Genomic DNA, 17664 nt, shown 5'->3' with positions numbered 1-17664 from the left:
ATCCCTTCCGGCCCAGCCAGGCGTCTATATAATGAGGGACGCCGAGGGCAACGTCATCTACATTGGGAAGGCCATTAACCTCAGGCGCCGCCTCAGGAGCTATCTTCATCCCGAGCGCGCTGATGCTAAGGTAAAGGCCCTAGTCGCTAAGGTCTGCGACGTGGAGTGCATTGTGACGTCCAACGAACTCGAGGCGCTCATCCTTGAGAGCAACCTTGTCAAGGAGAAAAAGCCGCGCTACAACATTGACCTGAAGGACGATAAGCAGTATCCCTATCTGAAGATCGCCAACGAGACATTCCCGAGGCTTCAGGTCGTCCGCCGGTTCAAAAAGGACGGCGCTCGCTATTTCGGGCCGTTCGTCCCGACCCGTCCAATCCGAACAACACTCAAGCTAATCTACAAGATATTCAAGGTCAGAAGCTGCAAGAGGGAACTACCCACGAAGCGCAAGGACGTGCCCTGCCTCAACTATCAGATGCGTCGGTGCCTCGCCCCGTGCATCGGCAAGGTCTCGGCGGAGGATTACGCCTCGGTCATAGAACAGGTTGTCATGTTTCTGGATGGCAAAAGCAATGAGCTGGTCGAGGACCTGACGGCGAAGATGCGGCAGGCGTCTGCGCACCTTGAGTATGAGCAAGCGGTAGTTCTTCGGGACCAGATTGATGCCATCCAACAGATGCGGGTCAAACAGAAAATCACTATCCCTGAATACGGCGACAAAGACATCATCGGAGTCGCGATTCGTGAGAACTCCGCTGCTGTCGTCGTCTTTTTCCTGCGTGGCGGGCTGCTCAAGGGCCGCGAGGAGTTTCTCTTCAATCGCCTCATCGAGCTCTCAAAAGAGGAGATCGTCTCCGGCTTCGTCAAGCAGTACTACCTCAACCGTCCTGCGCCAGCGCCGGAGGAGATTCTGGTGCCGTTTGGCCTTCTGGATCACGAGCTGCTGTCGGAGTCGCTGAGCAAAAAGCAGGGAAAGAAGATAAGTCTAAACGTGCCAAAGCGAGGGGCGAGGCGCAGCCTTATGCAGATGGCGATGCGCAACGCCAAGCTGTTTCTTGATTCCCAATTGGAGCAAGTGGCGACGGGTTCAGGCCGTGCCGTGCCGGTTGGCGCCATCGACCTGGGCCGAAAGCTGGGCCTCGACCGCAAGATATCCAGGGTAGATGTCTTCGATAACTCGACGCTCTTTGGCTCCTGGGGCGTTGGGGCGATGATCGTCTGGCAGGACGGCGCATTTGCCAAGAGCGAGTATCGCCGCTATACGATCAGGTCCGAAGGCGTCGTCGATGACGTCGGCATGATGAGCGAGGTCTTGACCCGCAGGTACTCCCGCGCAAAGAACGAGAACCTGCGCCTCCCCGAGATCGCTCTGATCGACGGCGGCAAGGCGCAGGTGAACGTTGCAGCAAAGGTCCTCGAAGACCTCGAACTCGAGCAGGTGAAAGTGCTCGGCATCGCCAAGGCGCGGGGTAGGGAAGAGGTCCCTGACGACATAATCTACGTCCACGGCCAGCCTGAGCCGCTCGACCTCAAGCCCGGATGCGAGGCGCTCCTATTCCTGAAAAAACTGCGGGACGAGGCGCACCGCTTCGCCATCGCGTTCCACAGGTCAAAACGCCTCAAATCGACTCTCAAGTCCAGCCTCCTCAACGTGCCCGGCATCGGCGAAAAGCGCCTCAAGCGACTCCTGCGTGAGTTTGGCAGCCTCCGCGCCCTCCGCGCCGCCTCGCTCGCCGACCTGGAGACGTCCAACTCTCTCGACAAACCCACCGCGCATCATCTCTACGACTTCCTGCATTATCGCCCGGTGTTGTCCAAAATGACGATTGATGTATAGTAGATTCGACCGCATCGATCCAGAACGCAAGCAAATGGCTCAGTGGGTGATCCGCCCTTGCCCGCTTCCCAGAAGGTGTGGTATAATTACGCGGTTATTAGAACATGGGAGAGATTATGACTAGGTGGAACTGGAAGGGCGCGCAGTGGTGGAGGTTCGATTTCCACACGCATACTCCCGCATCGAAGGGCGATTACGGGATGGGGCGGGACCGGGAAGAGCTTATGAAGCGCACACCGCGGGAGTGGCTTCTCGATTATATGCAAGCCGGGATCGACTGCGTTGCCATAACTGACCATAACACCGGCGCCTGGATCGACGAACTCAAATCAGCTCTTGCCAAACTGGAAAGCGAAAAGCCTCAAGGCTATCGTCCGCTTTATCTCTTCCCTGGCATGGAGATTTCGGTCAATGCCGGGATTCACCTCCTGGCGATTTTCGATGGATCTGCAATTACGGAAGATATGACTGTCCTATTGGGGCTCGTAGGATACACGGGAGACCAGGGAAAATGTGATGATGAAACCAGTAAACCATTTGAAGATGTGGTTGCTGCTATCGATGGAAGAGGTGGCATTGCGATTCCTGCACACGTCGATAAAGAAAATGGGCTCTTGAGGGTTGAGCCTAACCGGACATTGAGGAACATACTGAGCTGCCAGAATATCTTGGCGATGGAGTTGATTGATCCGGCCTATCCGAAGCCGCAGATCTATCAAGAAGAAGCTCCCAACTGGACGGAGGTCGTGGGCTCGGACGCCCGTCATCCCTCGGGAGCACTAGGCCAAAACTATCCTGGGAGTCGATTTACATGGGTGAAGATGGGTGAACCATGCCTGGAGGGGCTTAGACTGGCGCTTCTCGATGGGCCGTTGTCAGTCCGTCGCTCGGACCAGTCAAACGAGGACCCGAATACACACGCCTCCTGCGTGATTGAGTCTATTGAGGTATCCGACGCTCGTTACATGGGGTGCGAACGAGCATTCAAGGTTCCACTTAACCCGTGGCTCAACGCTGTAATCGGCGGTCGCGGCACAGGCAAATCCACGCTCGTGGAGTTCTTACGCATCGCGCTGCGCCGAACGGACGGATTGCCGGAAGCTGTGGAGAAGAGTATCGAGAAGTACAACGCTGTTTATGGGACACGGAATGATACGGGCTTACTAACAGACGCGACCCACTTCACGGTGACCTATCGCAAAGATGACGTGAGGTATCGCATACAATGGAGCCAAGCGGGGGACGCCGTTCCCATCGAGGTCGAGACAGGGCCAGATGTCTGGGAACCGGCACAGGGCGATATCGACCGGAGGTTTCCGATTCGCATCTTTAGTCAGAAGCAGATATATGCTTTGGCGGATAATCCACTTGGCCTTCTAAAGATCGTGGATGAGGCGCCCAAAGTCGATCGGCTCAACTTGGACCGAGCATGGCGCGAGCTGGAGACGAAGTTTCTTTCGCTCAGAGCAAAGGCTAGAGAGATTGAATCTGGATTGTCAGAAGAGGACACATTGCGCGGAGAACTGGAGGACGTGAAGCGGAAGTTGGTGGTATTCGAGCAAGCTGGTCACGCGCAGATTTTGAAGGACTACCGGTACCGTGACGGACAACAGAAGGTGGTCGATGAGTGGGAAGACAGCTGGCGCGCAAGCGGAGATCGGATCCGGGAGTTGGCTCAAGACTTGGCGCTTGCGCCGCTTGACGCCCAGGCATTCGAATCCGCCGACCCGGCAGATTCTTCCATTCTCAAGGCATCGACCGATTCAGCGGAGCAGATTGCGGGAATCGCTCAGAAGCTCAACACCATCGCCGAAGATGCTGATAATGCGGTTAAGCGTTGGAAAGAAGAGAAGGTGCAATCGCAGTGGCATCAAGCTCTGGCGTCAACGATTCAATCGTATGCTGTTCTGGTGCGTAAGCTGGCTGACGAGGGTGTTGAGGATCCTCGTATTTACGGGGAACTCGTACAACGAAAGCAGAGTATTGAGTCTCGCCTCAAGGCCTTAGACGACCGGCGAAGGGAGTCGCATTCACTGAGGAGCCAGGCAGATGCTTGTCTCGGGCAGCTTGTGGTGATGCGGCATCTGCTAACGAAGAAGAGAGCCGACTTCCTTTCACAGACCCTTAAGGGGAGTCAATACGTCCACATTCAGGTACTGCCATACCAGGCTCGCGAGGAGGTCGAAAGCAAGTTCCGTGAGATCATCCAGCGAGAAGACGGGCGATTCAAGTATGATATCGACGGGCTTTTAAGGAGCTTGTATTCGGACAAGCTGGACGTAAGGGACCTCGAGGCTAAGCTTGGAGGGATCAAACGCAAAGTCCGCGACATTGCGGAAGGGAACACTGACCCGGGGAGTCTCCAGGACAGACGCTTCGCCGCTCATCTCGCCAAGCTTCCGCCGGAACTGCTGGACCGCTTCGACCTGTGGTTCCCGGAGGACAGCCTTAAGGTTGAATACTACAGGGAAGCCGGTGGATCGAGACCCACTTCGATTGACCAGGGGTCTCCCGGGCAGAAGTCCGCTGCGCTTCTGTGGTTTTTGCTCTCCTATGGAGATGAACCTCTTGTTCTGGACCAACCTGAAGACGACCTGGATAATCATGTCATTTATGATCTGATCGTCACACAACTGCGGGAGATCAAGCGTCGCCGTCAGGTGATAGTGGTGACACATAACGCCAACATCGTCGTTAATGGGGACGCGGAGCTCGTGATCGCTCTAGAGGCAAAGGGTGGGCAGACCCATCGAGAGTGCTGCGGCATTCTGCAGGAGAAGAAGGTCAGAGACACGATCTGCGACGTGATGGAGGGTGGAAAGGCAGCCTTTGAAAAGCGATATCGCCGAATGACTTCTGAGGATCGCCATGTTTGACAGCCCGGAAGAGCTACTGCGGAAGATTCGCCTCGGCGAGGATACTTCCCTGGAGTACAAGACTGTTCAATTCCAGGGCGGGAAAATCAGAGGTCCAAAACGGGATGACCTAGCGGACGAGATTGCAGCCATGGCGAACACAGCGGATGGCGTGTTAGTCCTCGGCGTGGATGACAAGTCCAAGGAGATCCTTGGCATCCCCTTGGAACGACTGGACCTCCTCGAGAGATTCATATCAGAGATTTGTAATGATACGATCAAACCTCCAGTCGTATTTAGCGCATTCCGCATGGAGCTGCCCGACAGCATGGGAACGCTCAGGGCCATTCTCAAGGTGGAGATTCCGCGCAGCTTATTTGTGCATAAGGGCCCCGGTGGTTACTTCCATAGACAAGGGAGCTCGAAGCGAGAACTCCCGACCGATCTCCTTTTCCGTCTCTCTCAACAGAGAAGTCAGGCCAGTATCATTCGTTTCGAGGAGCGGTCCGTTCCTGAAACCACGCTCAGCGATCTGAACGCAGAGCTTCGACAACGATTCTTAGGCACGACACCTGACGAAGAGGCCGTTACGCTACGGAAACTGCGACTTCTTACCACGGATGACTCAGGTCATGATCGCGCAAGTGTTGCGGGCGTTCTGATGTGCGCGAGTCACCCTGAAAAATGGCACCCAGGGGCATTCATTCAGGCCGTCCGTTACCGCGGGATACGGCAGGACTCGAACTATCAGATGGATGCATCGGAAATCACGGGACCACTAGACAAGCAGGTAAAGACGGCTCTCGCTTTTGTGGGCAGAAACATGACAGTAAGGGCGCGAAAAGAGCCGGAGCGAATTGAGACACCACAATTTAGCATTAGGGCGATATTCGAAGGGGTCGTGAACGCCGTCGCTCATCGCGATTACTCTGTCTATGGATCGAAGATCAGATTGTTCATGTTCGACGATCGTCTTGAGCTCTACTCACCGGGAACGCTTCCCAACACCGTGACGATCGAAAGCATGGCGCTGCGCCAATCAACCCGGAACGAGCTTATTACGACGCTACTCGCGAAGTGTCCGATAGAGGACCCGTCAGGGCAGCTAAAGCGCCGCTTCTTGATGGAGAAACGAGGCGATGGTGTACCCATCATTCTGGAAGAAAGCCGGCGGCTTTCGGGACGGGAGCCCATCTATTGCCTGATTGATGATGCCGAACTGCTCTTGACGATTTATTCGGCCCCGATGCTGAGGAAAGAGGAGGATGCTATCTGAGTGATTCCGTAGTCCGGCGACTTGCTTTACAGCACCGGACCACCGTCAGGTCTGTCGGGTGATCGAGGCGGAGACGTCGTGGGGAGAGACGGTCTGTCGCGTGTGGCTGCCTGAGCAGGACGCTGTCGTTCGGGTTCGGGCCGACCAGCTCAGGCCGTTAGATGAAGCCTCGACAAGCCTCAACAGCCACCACATCTGTTACATCGCAGCGGCGGCGAAGGTGGGGCGGATACCCTGACGCAGGGCGAGACGCTGGAGGAGGCGCGGGACAACCTGCGAGACGCCGTGCGGATGATGCAGGAGCCGGTGAATCTTGAGGAGTCCTGACCCGAAGGCGACCAGCGCTCGTTATTGACAAGATTGTGTCCAGCATTCATATTCTTTCAAAGCATGGCAGGGGAATCAGCAAATGAGGGTGTTCTGGAGTTCATAAAGAGGTGCTTTCGGCAACGGCAGATCATGTGGACATACCATGTTAATATGCGGCTAGAGAAGCGTCGCGTCACGCGAGAGGATATTATTGCTTCGACAGAATCCATGGAGATCATCGAAGCATATCCGCAAGACAGGTTTCTACCGTGTTACTTGCTTTTTGCTCAACGTGAGGAAAAGGCGATCCACGTCGTCGTGGCTGTCGATGTGTCCGGCGATAATGTCCGCATCGTTACCGCTTATGAGCCGGGCCCGCATGAGTGGGAGCCTTCTTTTAAGATAAGGAGGAAATCACGGTGAGATGCACTGTTTGTGGGTCTGAGATGGTCAGCACCAAGACTGACCTTCCATTCAAGGTGGGGCAATCCGCGATTGTCATCATCAAGGAGCTTCCGGTTCAATCTTGCACAAGATGCCAGGAGTTCGTCCTGGAAGACCCCATCATGGAGAAGGTTGATAAGATACTGGCCTCCGTTGACGAGACGCTAGAGCTTGAGGTCGTTCACTTCGCCGCTTGACCGGTGCTGTCAAACACCTTTGTGGAACTAGCGGGCGGGAGGTCAAAAGACCTCGACCTGCTGGACGCCGACGGAGCGAGGCAGGTCATCAGCTGGAGCGTATCGCTGATTATCCGTGGCTGTTTCAGCATCGTCAGAGGGTTGTCGAGCCTGAATATTAACGTCGGCTGTTGCGGCGGAGGCTCGTCGAGCACAATCTTGGGCATTTGAAGCACAATCTCGGTTTTCAGAGGTTCAATCTTCTAGAGCCATTTACATAACCGCTTTGAACGCGGTCGAGGTGACCACAGAACTCTGCCCACAGGCTAGAGTCTCACCTGCTTCTTACGGAGAATAAGATTGACCTTGAACCTATCTTGGCCCGAGGGGGCAAGAGCGCGCGAAAAAGCAGTCGGCATGGACGGACCTGGGCTCGCAATCGCAGTCTTGGGGCGCTCTTTTTCTGTGCGGCGCCCGGCCCTTTTCAGTGCAGGCTCGCCACACATCCGCTAAAGCCGGGAAGTAGGATTTCCGATTAGAGAATTGCTGTAGCCGCGCGTGCGCAGTCGAATACTTGGTGACGCTTTGCAAAAGGGGCCTTCTTAGTGAACTCGTCGAATATGTCGAGAGCGATCGCGAAGTTCATTGCCGATCTTTGCCTGGCAGCGGTGAGTTTCTCCATCTCGGTGCTGCTTGTTGTTCCGGACGCGAGCTTCCGGCTCGTGTGGAGTAAGTTCCTGCCGCTGTTGGGAGGTGTGCTCCTCGTTCGCGCCGCCTCGTTCGCGATCATGGGCGTGGAGCGGCAGAGGTGGAGCGTTTTCACGCTTCGGGATGTGCAGCGTTTGGGCAATGCTGTGATGTTCGGTTCGCTGCTATTCTACACTTCGTTCTTTGTGACCTTGAGGGACACGTTCGCGTTGAGGCTCGGCATCGTTGACACTCTGTTCCTCATTTTTGTCCTTGCGCTCTTCAGACTTGTCGTCTCTCTGCGCAATGGGAAGTCTTCAAAGAGAGTGAGCGCAACTGCTACACTTATCGTAGGCGCGGGCGAGGCGGGTGAGATGGTCTGCGAGGAGATATTCAAGCACCCGGAACTGGGGCTTAGGGTCGTGGGCTTTATCGATGACGACCTGGATAAGATCGGCATGCGCGTGAGGGGCCTGCGGGTGATGGGTGATAGGCATGCGATCCCGGAAGTGATAGAGCGGGAGCGAGTCGGCCACATCATCATCGCCATTCCATCGACGTCCGGCGACAGGATAAGGGGCATCGTCGATTGCTGTCGCAGTTTCGACGTTGATGTCCAGATTGTCCCGGCCCTGAAGGAGATAATCGATGGGACTGTGCAGTTGGAACAGATCCGCCCTGTTCGTGTGGAGGACCTGCTGCACAGGGCGCCGGTGGAAATTGACCTCACCACGGTAAAGAAGAGCCTCTTCTGCAAGCGGGTGTTGATAACAGGGGCCGGCGGGTCGATCGGCTCGGAGCTAGCTCGCCAGATAGGAAGCTACCGCCCGGAGAAACTGATATTATTGGACATCGACGAGACGGCGGTCTTCAACCTGCATCGCGAGCTCGTGGGCAAGCACCTGTCCTGTGCCATCTGCCCCGTAGTTGAGGATATATGCAACACCCCGGCGATAAAGGCGTTGTTCGCACGGCAGAGGCCTGACATGGTCTTCCACGCCGCGGCGCACAAACACGCGCCGTTGATGGACGTCAACTACAGGCGCGCGATTAGGAACAACGTGTTTGGAACGCTCAATCTGCTGCGCGAGGCCAAGAGACTCGGCGTCCAGAACTTCGTGCTGATCTCAAGCGACAAGGCGGTTGAGCCCGTGAACTTCATGGGCGCCTCGAAAAGACTGTGCGAGATACTGACGCGGAAGTTTGGCGTGGGCGAGAAGGGCCGCTTCGTTGCTGTAAGGTTCGGGAATGTTCTGGGCAGCCAGGGGAGCGTGGTCCCGATATTCGAGGAGCAGATAAGAAACGGCGGGCCTGTCACGGTAACTCATCCCGAGGCAAGACGTTACTTCATGACCATATACGAGGCGGTTCAGCTCATAACGCAGGCGACTGTGCTGGCCAAAAACGGCGAGGTGCTTGTCCTTGACATGGGCAAACCCATCAGGATCAAGGAGCTCGCCGACGACCTGATCAGCCTTCATTCTGCGCGGCGGCAGCGCAGAATCCAGATCAGATACACCGGGCTTAGACACGGGGAGAAGCTCTCGGAGAGCCTCTGGTCTCAGGACGAGGCAGTCAGAGTTACGCTTCACCCTAAGATCAACGTGGCCGCGTCGAAAATGCCAGTCGATGTCAATCTCGATTCGGCCATGGACAGGCTTTGGTGGGCAATCCATTGGGGAAGCAAGAAGGAGATCGTGGAGATAATCAGGGAAGTCATCCCCGACTTCAGCCCGCAGGTCGCCCCCTCCGAAAGGCTCGATGAGCTCGCCTTCCCGCTACCTTATGAGCTGCAGGAACCGCTGGAAGCGCAGCCGGTCGCCAAGGTGGGTTATGTTGAACCATAACAGTTCAGCCAAAGAATGCGGCCTCTCAGCATAGCCCTTGTTCTCAAATACATCCTTAAACGGCGCCCAAGAGAAATAGACCAGAAAAGCCTGCCCCTTTATCAGACGCCCATCAAGTGTGCCCCAGTAGCGCGAGTCCAGACTGTTGTCGCGATTGTCTCCCATCATGAAGTAGTTGTCGCGGGGCACCTTGATCGGCCCGAAATTATCCCTCACGTTTCGCTGGCGCGGGATGACCCACGGGCTCGCGTGCCGCTCAAAACTATATGACGCCTCCTTGCCGTTGATCGAGAGCAGCTTCGACCGGCACGATACTGTGTCCTCCGGCATGCCCACCATGCGCTTAATGTAGTCCAATTTCATGTTTTGCGGGTTCTTGAAAACCATGACGTCGTGGCGCTCGGGTTCACGGACCGGCAGAATCTTCTCCAGCGGACCCAGCCCCTTCGTGTTGTAGATCATCCTGTTGACGAGAATGTGATCGCCTCGAAGAAGAGTGTCCTCCATGGAGCCGGTCGGTATCATGAACGCCTCTACAACGAACGTCCTGAGAAAAAAAGCCAGAAGTATTGCTATGGCGCCGACCTCTATGTATTCCAGGAGTCTCTGCGCGATGGGGCCCATTAACCTGCCGCCCTGGGCCTTATCTGTTCCGTCTTTCGCTTTCAACGCTCACCTCAATAGCATTCTGTTGTAGTTTCCTGCACACGTCGTTGCATTTCCGCCCAATCCCTGAGAGAAAACATCCCAAACCGGCCATTAGTTTCAGGCGCCGCCCGGCCGAGGGCTTGGGGCTGCTGGTGAAAAACTTGACAGCCATGACAAAATCAGTAATACTATAACTGAAAGCGATCAGGATGATGAGCACAGATCATACCGATCGCCGATTAGACATCTCCTCCTCCATTGTGATTATGGGGGGGAGGCAAAAGTTGTCTCCTCCTTTCTACATGGGGGAAGGACCCGAGTCCTTCCCCCTCCACTGTTTTTGCCCCACAAATCTTGGCTGCGGAGGTTGATGATTCCACGATGAGGGCCTTTCACAATATACTACACAAAGCGAATTATGACCCAACCTCCAAGCAGCACCCCTACTATGTCCTTCTGAAGCCAGAATGCGCTTGTGCCGGGCGATGAGGGACTCATCAGCTCATCGCACGTTGGAGATCGCAGCGGCGGCGCATCTTTCGCACGCCCCATGGCATGAACGCAGCATTGCTTACAATCCTGAGTCAGACCCGTAAGAAGCCTTTGGGTTGAAGTTTAAGCGCAAAAGCGTAGAGTGATGGTCTCAGGCTATTCGCTTTTCTGCATTAACGGGCAATAGGTTAGGTTTGACCGAGGCGATGAGAGCTCTCGCGAAGGGCTTTGGCATTCTGTATCCATTTGAACTGCTCGGGTCTTGGACACTGAGGTCGCTCGAGAGTGTAGGCAGTGTCCTACTCATGTTCGCCAAGTTCGTCGCTTGGTCATTCGTTCCACCATTCCGTTGGGGGCTTCTGCTGAAGCAGATGGAGTTCGTCGGCGTTAAGTCAACGGCCGTGGTAGTTCTAACTGGCGCATTCACCGGCATGGTGCTGGCTCTTCAGACTGACCACGGGCTGAGGCCTGTGGGCGCTGAGGCCTATATCGGCATCGTGGTAACGCTCAGCATGTTCAGGGAGCTAGGGCCGGTTCTCACAAGCCTGATGGTCGCCGCCCGCGCCGGCTCGAGCATGGCAGCCGAGCTCGCGTCGATGCGCGTAACTGAACAGATAGATGCGCTCCATGCGCTAGCGGTGGAGCCTATAAAGTACCTCGTCGTGCCGAGGATTTGGGCAAGCATCATCATGGTGCCGCTTCTGACTGGGATCGCTGATTTCTTCGGGATTCTGGGCGGCTATGTTGTCTCTGTCCACTTATTGAGTGTGAACCCGATTTTGTTCACACGTAACGCGGTGCGCTACTCTGAGATAGCCGATCTGGGAAACGGACTGATTAAGGCTGCGGCCTTTGGGCTGATTCTCTCCCTCGTCAGCTGTTTCACTGGATTTTATGCTAAAGGAGGGGCAGAGGGAGTCGGGAAGGCGACTACAACTGCCGTCGTTGCCTCCGCGATGCTTATCATCGTTGCCGACTACTTTCTCACAGCAATCATGTTTTAGGGGAGGCGACGAACGGGCCGGTGCGCGGGCGTAAGCGGGGGAGAATAGGAGTATATTTTTCTGACTGCTATTTGCCTTTCAGCTGTTATACTCTCTGGTAACACCAATTCGACAACCCCAAATGAGAAGGGAGAACAACTATGTCCAGAACTGAATTGAGGCTGCAAGGTATTGTTTGGGTCGCATTCTTGCTGATCGGCGCGCTTGCGGTCTTCACTGGTTGCAGTGATGAGAAGGAGAGCCAATCTGAAGAGTCGCAGACGGCACAAAAGACCGCGAAGCTCCAGACACTGGAGGGCGGGGAGGCCAAGACCAATGCCCCGGCGATACGCGACAAGACGAAAGAGGATGAGATGCGGCGCATTAACGAGATGACAAAGCTCGCCCTGAAGGAGCGGCCGGCCCTTCAGACCGCGCCCGGCAGGGAGCCAACTGAACTGCAACGGAACCTCCGGCCTGAGATTGCACCGATGAGAAGGAAGGAGGCCGAAGAGCCGCAGCCCGGGGAGGTTTTGCGGTCTGAATTGATTCAGGAGATCGCCAAGGTCCAAACGAAGTTCGGCGATATTTACATAGAGTTTTACCCCGATGTCGCTCCTAAGACGGTGGCTAACTTCAAGAAACTTGCTAGCTCGGGATTCTATGACGGGACCACTTTCCATAGGGTAATCCCGCGCTTCGTGATTCAGGGTGGTGACCCCTATTCCAAGGATGATGACCGTTCCAACGATGGGTCGGGAGGGCCGGGATGGATGATTCAGGCCGAGTTCAACGACATCAAGCACGAACGCGGCGTGGTCTCCATGGCCAGAAGCAGTGCCCCCGACAGCGCCGGCAGCCAGTTTTTTATCTGTCTTGCGAGGTTGCCTAGCCTCGACCACAAGTACACTGCGTTCGGCAGGGTCATCGAGGGGATGGACGTAGTCGATAAGATAGCAGGTGTGAAGACGGATGCGCGGGGCAACCCGACCGATAAGGTTGAGATGAGGGTGACCTTATTCACGAAAAAGCTCGTCGGGCCCTCCGGCGAGTAGGGCCTTAAGCTTAGCTCGCCGATAATCCTAGTGCTAGTTGAGGCGCCATGCTGACTAAGGATGAATTAGTCTCTATACTCCATGACATCGAGTCGGATCGAGTAGAGAGGACGACCTCCATCAAGGACACTGACAAGTTCTGTCAGGCGGTCTGCGCGTTTGCGAACGATCTGCCGAATCACCGCAAGCCGGGCTACTTGATCATCGGCGCCAACGATGATGGCTCCCTTTCGGGATTGAAGGTAACGGACCAGCTGCTGCAGAACCTTGGAGGTATAAGGTCTGACGGCAACATCTTACCGTTGCCAGCGATGACTGTGCAGAAGCGTGATGATGTCCCGGGGGGAGAGCTTGCGCTTGTGGCGGTTCTGCCTTCAGATATACCTCCCGTGCGATACAAAGGTCAGGTATGGATTCGAGTCGGGCCAAGACGGGCAATTGCCAGCGAGTCTGAAGAGAGGATACTCTGGGAACGGCGCACAGCCTTCTCAGCAACTTTTGACGCCACACCGTGTTTCGAATGCCGATTCGAGGACCTGGTTCCGGACCTTTTCTCCATTACATACTTGCCTAATGCGGTCGCGCCCGAGATCATAAAGGAGAATAGGCGCGACGTCCGCGAGCAAATGTCATCGCTGAGCTTCTACGATCTTCAGAGGAACTGCGCGACGTTTGCGGGGGCCTTGTTATTCGCCAAATACGCTCGGCATTGGCTGCCCGGAGCATACGTGCAGTTCGTGAGATTCGACGGAGTCAATATCACGGACGAACCGATAGACGAGCACCAGTTTGCCGGGGACCTTCTGACTGTGCTGCGTGAACTGGACGCTTTCCTACCTGGCCAGATACGTTCGAGGCCAGTCCCTGTCTCCGTCTTGCGCGACGAGCAAATCTATGATTATCCCTTGTTCGCGCTTCGCGAATTCCTAATGAATGCAATCATGCATAGGTCGTATCAATCCAATGCGCCGGTCCGGTTCTACTGGTTCGATGACAGGGTCGAGATCCAGAATCCTGGGGGCCTTTACGGCGAGGCGACGCCGGAGAATTTTCCGAAGCAGAATGCATACCGCAATCCAGTGGTGGCCAGTGCTATGAAGGTGCTGGGTTACGTCCACACGTTCGCAAGCGGCGTGCTGAAAGCACAAGAAGCGATCGAAAGAAACGGGAATCAGCCGCCCGAGTTTACTACAGACGAGCCGCATTTCTTTCTGGTCAAGGTCCCGAGGCTACTGTGAAGACGATTGCATTCTTCAACAACAAGGGAGGCGTGGGCAAAACCTCGCTAGTCTATCACCTAGCATATATGTTCGCGGAACTCGGCCTGAAAGTAATCGCCGCCGACCTCGATCCGCAGGCAAACTTGACATCGATGTTCCTGAAAGAGGAGCGCCTCGAGGAGGTTTGGCCGGACGGCGAGCATCCGCAGAGCATTCTGGGCGCGCTTCTGCCCTTAATTGAGGGAACGGGGCCAATCAATCAGCCTCACGTGGAGAGTATCTCGGATAGTCTGGGCCTTCTCATTGGGGACCTGGCCTTGTCCAGCTTCGAAGATGATCTCTCCGAGAACTGGCCGCACTGCTTAGGTGCAAAGCCGCGGGCGTTTAGAATTGAGGCGGCTCTATTTCGCATCATCCAGTTGGCAGCAGTTGCCAGGAAGGCCGATTTGGTGTTGATCGATGTTGGTCCCAACTTGGGCGCGATCAACCGAGCGGCAATGATCGCATCTCGTTACGTGGCCGTCCCGCTGGCTCCAGACCTCTATTCGCTTCAAGGCCTGCGGAACCTGGGCCCGACATTGCGTCGCTGGCGATCCGAATGGAAGGACAGACTCACTCGAAGCCCCAGAGACGATTTGGAATTGCCGGCCGGCGAAATGGAGCCCATTGGCTACATTATCATGCAGCACGCAATCCGAAGCGACAGGCCCGCGAGGGCTTATGGCAGATGGATGAACCGCATACCCGGCGAGTACCGGGTCTCAGTCCTGAATAAACAGCCCGAAGTTTTCACAGACCAGCCGCAGGATGACCCGAACTGCCTTGCCATGCTCAAGCACTATCGCAGTCTAATGCCGATGGCAATGGAGGCCCACAAGCCCATCTTTGCACTTAAGCCGGCTGATGGGGCTATCGGCGCTCACGTATATGCTGTCCAGGATTGCCTTAAGGATTTCAACAAGCTCGCCGTGAGCATCGCCAAGCACTGCGAGATCGATTTACCTCGCTCGACCGTCAGTCGCCTTTTTTAACAGCGAGATCGTCTGCCTGCACCCTCTCAGCAAGCTTGGCCTTGTAGTCGCGCCACCTTGAGGCAAGCGCCTCGTCGGAAAGCGCCAATACCGCAACCGCCAGCAGTGCGGCGTTCTCGGCGCTTCCGATGCCAACGGTTGCGACCGGGACGCCGGACGGCATCTGAACAGTTGACAGAAGCGAGTCCAGCCCGCCCAGGTCAGGGGTCTTTGCTGGGACACCAATGACCGGCAGCGTTGTTGCTGACGAGATGACCCCGGCGAGGTGAGCCGCCTTTCCAGCTATCGCAATGATCACCTTCAGACCTCTTGACCTTGCGTTACGGGCAAACTCGAGCGCTTGCTCAGGTGTTCTATGGGCCGAGATTATTCGCTTTTCGCAAGGGACGTCAAACTCAGAGAGCGTTCGCGCCGCCTCGTCTATGAGCTTGCTGTCAGACCTGCTGCCCGCGACGACCGCAACGACCGCAACGACTGGCGCTGATTCTCCCGGGCGTTTGCGCTCAGTCATTGGTTCGCCGGCTCTCATCCGATCTCCACGGGGATGACACACTTCCTGCAACGCCGCTCGTTGATTTTGGGCAAATTCACCGTAACCAAACCGTCCGAATAACTCGCTTTGGCCTCGCGAAACTGGACAGGGCAAGGGATGATCACCCTGATCTCGAACTTGCCGAAACTCCGCTCGAAGGTGTGGAACATCGCATCCCCAGCAGGAGGGTAGTTCGCCTCTTTCACACCCTCTATGTGTATCGCACCCTGAAAACCATAAACCTGGATCGACGAGGTACTCACGCCCGGTAGTTCGGCCACGATTACTAAGGAACTCCGGTTTTCATATACATCGACGTGCGGCTGGAACCGCTCCCTCTCCCAAGACTTGTCCCAACCATAGGCCGTAACGCGCTCGATCAGCCTGTTGAGCTGGTCTTGAATGCGCTCTACTTCGCCGGAAATGTCGAACTCAGCTTGCACGACGGCTCGCCTCGCTCTCACGTTGACCTTTCCTCTCAGTTCGATGTTGACCCACGGCAGTTACTAGTTTGCTATCCTTAGCACAATAGGTCTTGCCAAGCAAGCGCTGCAACATCTCATCGACCGACGCGCACGATACCCGCGTCCCCACGCACGGACCATTTGGCCTATCGTTGATTATTGACACGACCGGTATCGGATGTGTGTCCAATATCCCGGACGAAAGCTCCCTCTCGCACGCAACGGCCAGAATGACCCTTGGCCGATGGGTCTTGACCATTTCTCTTGCCAGTGTCCCACCCGGAACAACCCACGCCTGAACACAACGCTTATCGAAAATCTCCAACAGCGCCGCAATGTCGCACTTACCGCACCGCCTGCAGTTATGTATGTCGCTGGTCAGCCTGCGGTCGCACTCCGGAGCTTGCAAGCACTGCGGAAGCAGGATAAGAATCTCCTCCGGCTTGATTGCCAAGTGCTTGTTCATCGTGAGGTCGTTGTTCATTTGCACGAAGGATAACATTAACCGCTGTTTGGAGATGCCAATTACCTGTCCAATTAAGATGGCAACAGGAACCAAAAGCCTGATGATGACCCTCCGCAGAGCGCGGGACAGTTTGGTCCGGCCTTCCGGCCTGAATGCAGTAATTGACCAGACGCCCCTCAGGAGTAATGCCGAGGCAGTGGCGGCTAAGAGATAGCAGAGGACCGGCAGCAGAGTGTTCAGCTTCAGCAAAAGTGGCTTTATGGCCGTAAGCACGCCAAAGACAATTCCGCCCATAAGGAGCGCCGCGGCCCAAAGCGTGCGTGCACACAATCTACTTCCGCCCTCTGGGCGATCTGATAGATTCGTCTGCACCTTAGAGCCCAACTTCTGCCTCGCACCAATCACAACAGGAAAAATAGCCTAGGCCATGAGTTCAGTCAAACGCCGAGAAACTAAAAGTACAACAGCATTCACGCCCGACGCTCGAACTCATATCCGGCCAAGAGTCTCCATCGTCATTATCAACTATAACACAGGCAGCTACCTTCGCCGATGTATCGCGTCGATCCTGAACTTTGCCCCAGACGTCGAGACTGTCATCTGGGATAATGCCTCGAGCGACGACAGTCTGGTCCTGAAGTATCCGATGCAACAGAGCATCCGGCTGATTCGATCGCGGCAGAACGTCGGTTTCGCAAGGGCAGTTAACGCCGCAGTTGAGACCTGCTCGGGCGAGTTCGTGTTGCTCTTGAATCCCGATACAGAGGCACGGTCTGACTTCGTCTCACCACTTGTCGATTTCATGGAACAACACGGCAGACGAGGCGTTGTCGGCGGAAAGGTCATAAACCAGGACGGCTCACAAGAGAAGGCTTGCCGAAGAACAATCCCAACTCCCACATCCGCCATCATGCGCCTGACCGGCATCTCGCTGCTCTTTCCCAATTCCCGCAAGTTACCGCTATACAATCTCCCGGACAGCACGAACGAGAGAGCCCACAAGGTCGGCGCGGTCTCCGGCAGCTTCTGCATGTTCCCGAGGGAATTAGCACAGAGGGTGCCGTTCGACGAGCAGTTCTTCTTGTTCGGGGAGGACCTCGACTTCTGCCTTCGCGCCTCAAGATTAGGAGAATCTGTCTGGTTTGTGCCATCTGCGTCTGTTATCCACCAAAAGGGAGTCTCGATGCGCCGCAGGCCCATGTTTTCCCTGTTCTGTTTCTACGATTCGATGCTGAAATTCTACAAGAAGCATTTCGCCTCGGGACATTCACTTCCGTTCAACGTTGTGGTATTTATTGGCGTATGGGCACTCGCATTCCCCAAGATGGTCTTTCGCCTC

Annotated in this window: 15 protein-coding genes; 11 read left to right on the top strand and 4 right to left on the bottom strand. The window is 55.6% G+C overall.

Features of this window, described 5'->3' with window-relative positions; genetic code table 11:
* The 6 genes from uvrC to VM163_12300 all read left to right on the top strand — a co-directional run.
* A partial coding sequence (gene uvrC / locus VM163_12325) for an excinuclease ABC subunit UvrC (GenBank protein HUT04663.1) occupies window positions 1–1840 on the top strand: 1840 nt, incomplete at its 5' end.
* Window positions 1841–1956: 116 nt separating this feature from the next.
* A complete protein-coding gene (locus VM163_12320; protein HUT04662.1) occupies window positions 1957–4716 on the top strand; it encodes an AAA family ATPase in 2760 nt (919 codons plus the stop codon).
* Entirely contained in the window at window positions 4709–5971 is a 1263-nt protein-coding gene (locus VM163_12315) for an ATP-binding protein (protein HUT04661.1), read from the top strand. Before VM163_12320 ends, VM163_12315 begins: the two co-directional genes overlap by 8 nt.
* A gap of 58 nt (window positions 5972–6029) precedes the next feature.
* Complete coding sequence (locus VM163_12310) at window positions 6030–6209, top strand: hypothetical protein (protein ID HUT04660.1); 180 nt, start codon at window positions 6030–6032, stop codon at window positions 6207–6209.
* Between the two features lie 490 nt (window positions 6210–6699).
* The gene (locus VM163_12305; protein ID HUT04659.1) at window positions 6700–6921 is read left to right on the top strand and encodes a type II toxin-antitoxin system MqsA family antitoxin; all 222 of its coding nucleotides are present in this window, start codon (window positions 6700–6702) and stop codon (window positions 6919–6921) included.
* A 584-nt stretch (window positions 6922–7505) separates the two neighbouring features.
* Entirely contained in the window at window positions 7506–9434 is a 1929-nt protein-coding gene (locus VM163_12300; GenBank protein ID HUT04658.1) for a nucleoside-diphosphate sugar epimerase/dehydratase, read from the top strand.
* Here the strand turns inward: VM163_12300 and lepB are convergent.
* The gene (gene lepB / locus VM163_12295; protein HUT04657.1) at window positions 9366–10103 is read right to left on the bottom strand and encodes a signal peptidase I; all 738 of its coding nucleotides are present in this window, start codon (window positions 10101–10103) and stop codon (window positions 9366–9368) included. The two genes, VM163_12300 and lepB, sit on opposite strands and share 69 nt — an antisense overlap.
* 677 nt (window positions 10104–10780) lie before the next feature.
* On the opposite strand from lepB, the gene VM163_12290 reads away from it, so the two are divergent.
* The 4 genes from VM163_12290 to VM163_12275 all read left to right on the top strand — a co-directional run bounded on the left by VM163_12290 (window position 10781) and on the right by VM163_12275 (window position 14863).
* Entirely contained in the window at window positions 10781–11578 is a 798-nt protein-coding gene (locus VM163_12290) for an ABC transporter permease (GenBank protein ID HUT04656.1), read from the top strand.
* Between the two features lie 527 nt (window positions 11579–12105).
* A complete protein-coding gene (locus tag VM163_12285; GenBank protein ID HUT04655.1) occupies window positions 12106–12612 on the top strand; it encodes a peptidylprolyl isomerase in 507 nt (168 codons plus the stop codon).
* 47 nt (window positions 12613–12659) lie between these two features.
* Window positions 12660–13850, top strand: coding sequence for an ATP-binding protein (locus VM163_12280; protein HUT04654.1), 1191 nt, complete (start codon window positions 12660–12662; stop codon window positions 13848–13850).
* Window positions 13847–14863 carry an AAA family ATPase gene (locus VM163_12275; GenBank protein ID HUT04653.1) on the top strand — a complete coding sequence of 339 codons (1017 nt, stop codon included), beginning with the start codon at window positions 13847–13849 and terminating at the stop codon, window positions 14861–14863. The genes VM163_12280 and VM163_12275 overlap by 4 nt, the downstream gene beginning before the upstream one ends.
* Here the strand turns inward: VM163_12275 and purE are convergent.
* Genes purE through VM163_12260 form a run of 3 tightly spaced genes read right to left on the bottom strand, consistent with a single transcriptional unit; the run spans window position 14847 to window position 16655 of the window.
* Entirely contained in the window at window positions 14847–15392 is a 546-nt protein-coding gene (purE, locus tag VM163_12270) for a 5-(carboxyamino)imidazole ribonucleotide mutase (GenBank protein HUT04652.1), read from the bottom strand. The two genes, VM163_12275 and purE, sit on opposite strands and share 17 nt — an antisense overlap.
* Complete coding sequence (locus VM163_12265; protein HUT04651.1) at window positions 15389–15859, bottom strand: Hsp20/alpha crystallin family protein; 471 nt, start codon at window positions 15857–15859, stop codon at window positions 15389–15391. Before VM163_12265 ends, purE begins: the two co-directional genes overlap by 4 nt.
* Window positions 15828–16655, bottom strand: coding sequence for a DUF116 domain-containing protein (locus VM163_12260; GenBank protein HUT04650.1), 828 nt, complete (start codon window positions 16653–16655; stop codon window positions 15828–15830). The genes VM163_12265 and VM163_12260 overlap by 32 nt, the downstream gene beginning before the upstream one ends.
* A gap of 97 nt (window positions 16656–16752) precedes the next feature.
* Between VM163_12260 and VM163_12255 the strand changes: the two genes are divergently transcribed.
* On the top strand, window positions 16753–17664 hold a 912-nt coding region (locus tag VM163_12255; protein ID HUT04649.1), incomplete at its 3' end, for a glycosyltransferase family 2 protein.

The sequence above is a fragment of the bacterium genome, from assembly GCA_035527515.1.
In the GTDB taxonomy this organism is placed as follows: Bacteria; B130-G9; B130-G9; order B130-G9; family B130-G9; genus B130-G9.
The sequence above is the reverse complement of the archived record's forward strand: the minus strand, read 5'-3'. Positions and strand labels throughout refer to the sequence as shown.

What these genes read in the sequence shown, in the direction of transcription:
- VM163_12320 (HUT04662.1), top strand. Translation starts at nt 1,957, where the DNA reads ATGACTAGGTGGAACTGGAAGGGCGCGCAGTGGTGGAGGTTCGATTTC.
- VM163_12315 (HUT04661.1), top strand. Translation starts at nt 4,709, where the DNA reads ATGTTTGACAGCCCGGAAGAGCTACTGCGGAAGATTCGCCTCGGCGAG.
- VM163_12290 (HUT04656.1), top strand. Translation starts at nt 10,781, where the DNA reads ATGAGAGCTCTCGCGAAGGGCTTTGGCATTCTGTATCCATTTGAACTG.
- VM163_12280 (HUT04654.1), top strand. Translation starts at nt 12,660, where the DNA reads ATGCTGACTAAGGATGAATTAGTCTCTATACTCCATGACATCGAGTCG.
- purE (HUT04652.1), bottom strand. Translation starts at nt 15,392, where the DNA reads ATGAGAGCCGGCGAACCAATGACTGAGCGCAAACGCCCGGGAGAATCA.